The sequence below is a fragment of the Actinosynnema sp. genome, from assembly GCF_052038725.1.
The window spans coordinates 1-4,606 of record NZ_JBQGCX010000551.1 but is presented as its reverse complement, the minus strand read 5'-3'; the positions used below and the strand labels follow the sequence as shown (position 1 = coordinate 4,606).

Genomic DNA, 4,606 nt, shown 5'->3' with positions numbered 1-4,606 from the left:
TCTTCGGCGCGGAGGTCAACCCCCGGCTCGCCAGCCGCCGGGCCCCCACCCCCCTCGGCGCGCTGGGGGTGGCCGTCGTGGGCGGGGAGCGCGCCGGTCGCACCCCCGCCCTCGGCGAGCTGGTCGTCGACCCCCGCGCCTACCGGGCCGCGGGGACCGCCGACTGGGCCACCGGCGCCGCCTGGCTCATCTCCTCGGCCTGCCGCGCCGACACCGGCCTCCTGGAGGAGCGCTACTTCCTCTACTCCGAGGAGACCGAGTACATGCTCCGCGCGGGCGACCGCGGCCACGCCATCCGCTTCGAGCCGCGCGCCCGCGCCGTGCACCTGGGCGGCGAGCAGTCCACGTCCCCCTGGCTGTGGTCGATGGCCACCACGAACCGGGTCCGCATGGCCCGCGAGCGCTCCGGCCGCCTCACCGCCGCCGCGACCTGGTTCGCCGTGCTGCTCAACGAGCTGCTCCGCCTGCCCCGCCACCCCAAGCACCGCCGCGCCGTCGCCGACCTCCTGCGCTGGCGCCGCTGGCCCGCCCGCCCGGCCACCGCGACCCCGCTCACCCCGGCCGCCGCCAAGGCCCGCACGGTCGCCGCCAGGACCCGCCCGGCCACCGCCAAGGCCCGCCCGACCGCCACCGAACCCGGCTGGGTCTGCTTCTCCGCCCAGGACTGGTGGTACCACAACCGCGCCCACTCCGACTTCCAGCTCATGCGCTCCATGGCGCGCCGCAGGAAGGTCCTGGTGGTCAACAGCATCGGGATGCGGATGCCCACCAGGGGCAACAGCACGCACGTCGCCCGCCGCGTCCTGCGCAAGCTCAAGTCGGTCGCGAAGTTCCTGCGCCGCCCCGAGCCGAACTTCTACGTCATGTCCCCGCTGCCGCTGCCCTTCTACGGCAGCCCCACCCTGCGCAAGGTCAACGCCGTCCTCGTGCGCGCCCAGGTCCGCCTGGTCTGCGCCCTGCTCCGGCTGGACGCCCCGGTGGTCATGGTGACCATCCCGACCGCCTGGGACGTGGTCGCGCCCATGCGCCGCACCAGCCTGGTCTTCAACCGCTCCGACCGGCACTCGGACTTCCCCGAGGCCGACCGGGAGGCCATCGCCGCCCTGGAGCGCGAGCTGCTGCGCAACTCCGACCACGTCGTCTACGTCAGCCACGCGCTGATGGCCGAGGAGGCGCCCCTCACCGGCGAGCGCGCGCACTTCCTCGACCACGGCGTCGACGTCGACCACTTCACCGCCCGCCCGCAGGCCCAGTGGCCCGCCGACGTGCGCGCCGTGCCCGGCCCCAGGGTCGGGTTCTTCGGCGCGCTGGACGACTTCGTCGTCGACTTCGACCTCCTCGAACGGGTGGCCGCCGAGCTGCCGGACGTCTCGCTCCTGCTCATCGGCGACGCCACCCACCCCATGGAGCGGTTCGCGAAGTACCCGAACGTGCACTGGCTGGGGTTCAAGCCCTACGAGGTGATCCCGGCCTGCGGCTCGGCGTTCGACGTGGCGATCATGCCGTGGCAGGACAACGACTGGATCAGGCACTCCAACCCGATCAAGCTCAAGGAGTACCTGGCCCTCGGCCTGCCGGTGGTCTCCACCGAGTTCGCCGAGCTGGACGCCTACCGCGACCGGGTCCGCGCCGCCGCCGACCACGCCGCGTTCGTCGCGGCCGTCCGCGAGGCCCTGGAGCACGGCGCGCCCCAGCCCGCGGACCAGCTCCGCGCGTCCGTGCTGCCGTACTCCTGGCTCTCCCGCGCGGGCGTGCTCCGCGAACTCGCCGAGGGCGCCCGCACCACCCCGCACCACCCCACCGCCGGGTGACCCCACCCGCACGGGTGGCCCTCCCCACCGGGGAGGGACGCCCGTGCGGTCGGCCGAACCCCACCACCCCGCCGCGCGCCACCCGCATGACCTGCCCTTCCCCCGCACCACCCGGCCCACCCGCCGCAGCGCGCCCCCCTGGTTCCGCAGGGTGACCGGAACGCCCGACCGGTCACAACTAGTCTGGGGGGCGTGCAGCCACTTCCCCCCAACGCTCCGCAACGAGTGGGTGACTACCCGTTGCTGGCCATGCTGGGTCGCGGCGCGATGGGATCGGTCTACCTGGCGCGGTCCCGAGGCGGTCGCCCCCTGGCGGTGAAGGTCGCCAGGCCGGAGCTGGCCGACAACCCGCAGTTCCGCGAGCGCTTCCGCCGCGTGGTGGAGATGGCGCGCGCGGTCGGCGGGTTCTGGACCGCGATCGTCGTGGACGCCGATCCCGAGGCCGACCGGCCCTGGATGGCCACCGAGTACGTGCCCGGCCCCAACCTCCAGCAGGTCGTCGTCGACCAGGGCCCGCTGCCGCAGAAGGCCGTGCGCAGGCTCGCGGGCGGGCTCGCCGAGGCGCTCATCGCGATCCACGGCGCGGGCCTGGTGCACCGCGACCTCAAGCCGTCCAACGTCCTGCTCGCCGACGACGGCCCCCGCGTCATCGACTTCGGCATCGCCCGCGCGCTGGAGCACTCCGCGCTCACCGAGGCGGGCATCGTCTTCGGCACCCCCGGCTACCTCTCGCCCGAGCAGGTCGTCGGCGAGCCGGTCGGCCCGCAGAGCGACGTGTTCGCCCTCGGCTCCGTCCTGGTGTTCGCCGCCACCGGCGAGGGCCCGTTCGGCGAGGGCTCCACGTCCGCGCTGGTCTACCGGGTCGTCCACCAGGAGCCGGACCTGTCGAAGGTGCCTCCGGGCCTGGTGCCGCTGATCGTGCCGATGCTGGTGCGCGACCCGGCCAACCGGCCCACCCCCGAGCGCCTCCTGGAGGCCATCGGCACCCCGCGCGCGGACGGCTCCTGGCTGCCCGACCGGGTGCGCACCCTGGTGGAGGCCCGGCGCACCGAGCTGCGCTCCTACCCCGGCACCCCCGGCGACGGCGGCGTCCCACCCGGTCCCACGCCCACCCTGCTGGAGAACCAGCCGCCCCGGCCCGAGCCGGTCAAGCCGCCGACCCTGGCCCTGTCGCGGGAGAGCGCCCAGGCCGCCGCCGCGTCCCAGGCGGTCCCGGCGGTCAAGCCGCCCACCAAGCCCGCCTCGCCGCCCGCGACCGCCGACAAGCGCGGCAAGTCGGTCAAGCCCGAGGGCACCCGCTTCGCCACCTCGCGCGTCGCGGGCTACGGCTGGTCCGCGTTCTACGGCGCGGGCGTCGGCATGACCGGCATCGTCGCCTCGGTGAACAGCACGCCGGACCCGGTCAAGTTCGCCGCCATCGTGGCCTGCCTCGGCCTGCTGGTGACGGCGGCCAGGCTGTTCGCGGACGCCCTGCAGGAGCCGCTCGTGCTGGACGTCGGCGCCGAGGGCGTCACGGTGTCCAGCGGCGGGCAGAAGCAGCTCGTGCCCTGGTACGCGGTCAACCGCATCCGGGTCGAGTCGCACCGCAGCAGGCCGTGGCTGGTGGTGTGGCTCAAGAGCGGCGCGAAGGTGCCCGAGCCCATGGGCCGGGGGAGCTTCACCCCGCACCAGGGCGGGATGCGGATGTACCCGATCTCGCACGAGCGGCACGGCAAGCGGCGCGACCGCGACGTGGTCGAGCTGCGCTCGGCGCTCGCCTGGTACGGCGGCGCCGCGTACGACCCGCACTGATCCCTTCCTCCCCCCTCCGCGCCGAGCGGAACCGACCGACCCGCTGACGCGGACCGCGCCCCCTGGCCCGGTCCGCGTCGCGCTTTCCGGGCTGTTGGGCGGTGTCCGCCCTGTGCCCTCCGCCCTGCGTCCTCCGCCCTGGGCCCTCCGCCCTGGGCTCACCGGGCGCAGATCACGTCCCCGAGATCCGAATCCTCCTCAAATCCTCCCCGCGCGTGCCGTTCCTGGGGTTCCAAGACCAAGAACCCGACCCCGCGGGAGCAGCTGTGCGCGTCCGAGATCTGAGCGTTGGCAAGAGGCTCGGCCTCTCGTTCGCCTCCCTGTCCGCCCTGATCGCCGTCGCCGCGGGCGTCGGCTGGCTCGGCCTCAGCGAGGAGGCCGACACGCAGCAGCGCCTCGACCACCTCCAGCTCGTCCGGGACGACATCAAGGGCGTCGCCTACCGCGCCGCCGACGTCTCCGGCTGGCAGGGCCTCGTGGTCGCCGACGTCGGCGCGTTCGGCCCCGCCTACGCCCTCGGCGAGCAGGGCTACAACCGCAAGGGCGAGCTGGCCGCCAAGGACGCCGTCTACACCGAGCTGTCCGCCGCCCGCACCGAGTACCTCACCGACTCCGAGCGCGCCCTGTTCGCGCAGCTGAAGCCCGCGTGGGACGACTTCTTCTCCTGGGACACCAAGGTCATGCAGTGGGCGGCCTCCGACGGCCCCGCCGGCCTCGCCGAGGCCATGACCAGCATCAACGGCGGTGACGCGTCCAAGGCGTACGGCCAGGTGCTGGCGATCGCCGCCGACCTGGACAAGTCCGTCAACGCCCGCGTCGACGCCCTCCGCGCCGACGCCGCCACCGCCCGCGAGCACAACCTGCTGGTGCTGCTGGGCGCGCTCGTCGTCGCCCTCGTGCTGGCCGTCGTCCTCGGCCTGCGCGCCCCCCGCTCGGTGGTGCGCCCGCTCGGCGACGTCGTCGGCGCGCTCGACCGGCTCGCCGACGGCGACCTGACCGCCCGC

2 protein-coding genes and 1 pseudogene are annotated in these 4,606 nt (G+C 74.7%); all 3 read left to right on the top strand.

All coding sequences use genetic code 11. From position 1 onward, the window contains the following. On the top strand, nt 1-1,811 hold a 1,811-nt coding region (locus tag ACTUAL_RS11100; RefSeq protein WP_440900193.1), incomplete at its 5' end, for a glycosyltransferase. A 225-nt stretch (nt 1,812-2,036) separates the two neighbouring features. Further along, nucleotides 2,037-3,602, top strand: coding sequence for a serine/threonine-protein kinase (locus ACTUAL_RS11095; protein ID WP_440900192.1), 1,566 nt, complete (start codon nt 2,037-2,039; stop codon nt 3,600-3,602). A gap of 266 nt (nt 3,603-3,868) precedes the next feature. Then, a pseudogene (locus ACTUAL_RS11090) lies at nt 3,869-4,606 on the top strand (methyl-accepting chemotaxis protein); the annotation flags it as partial.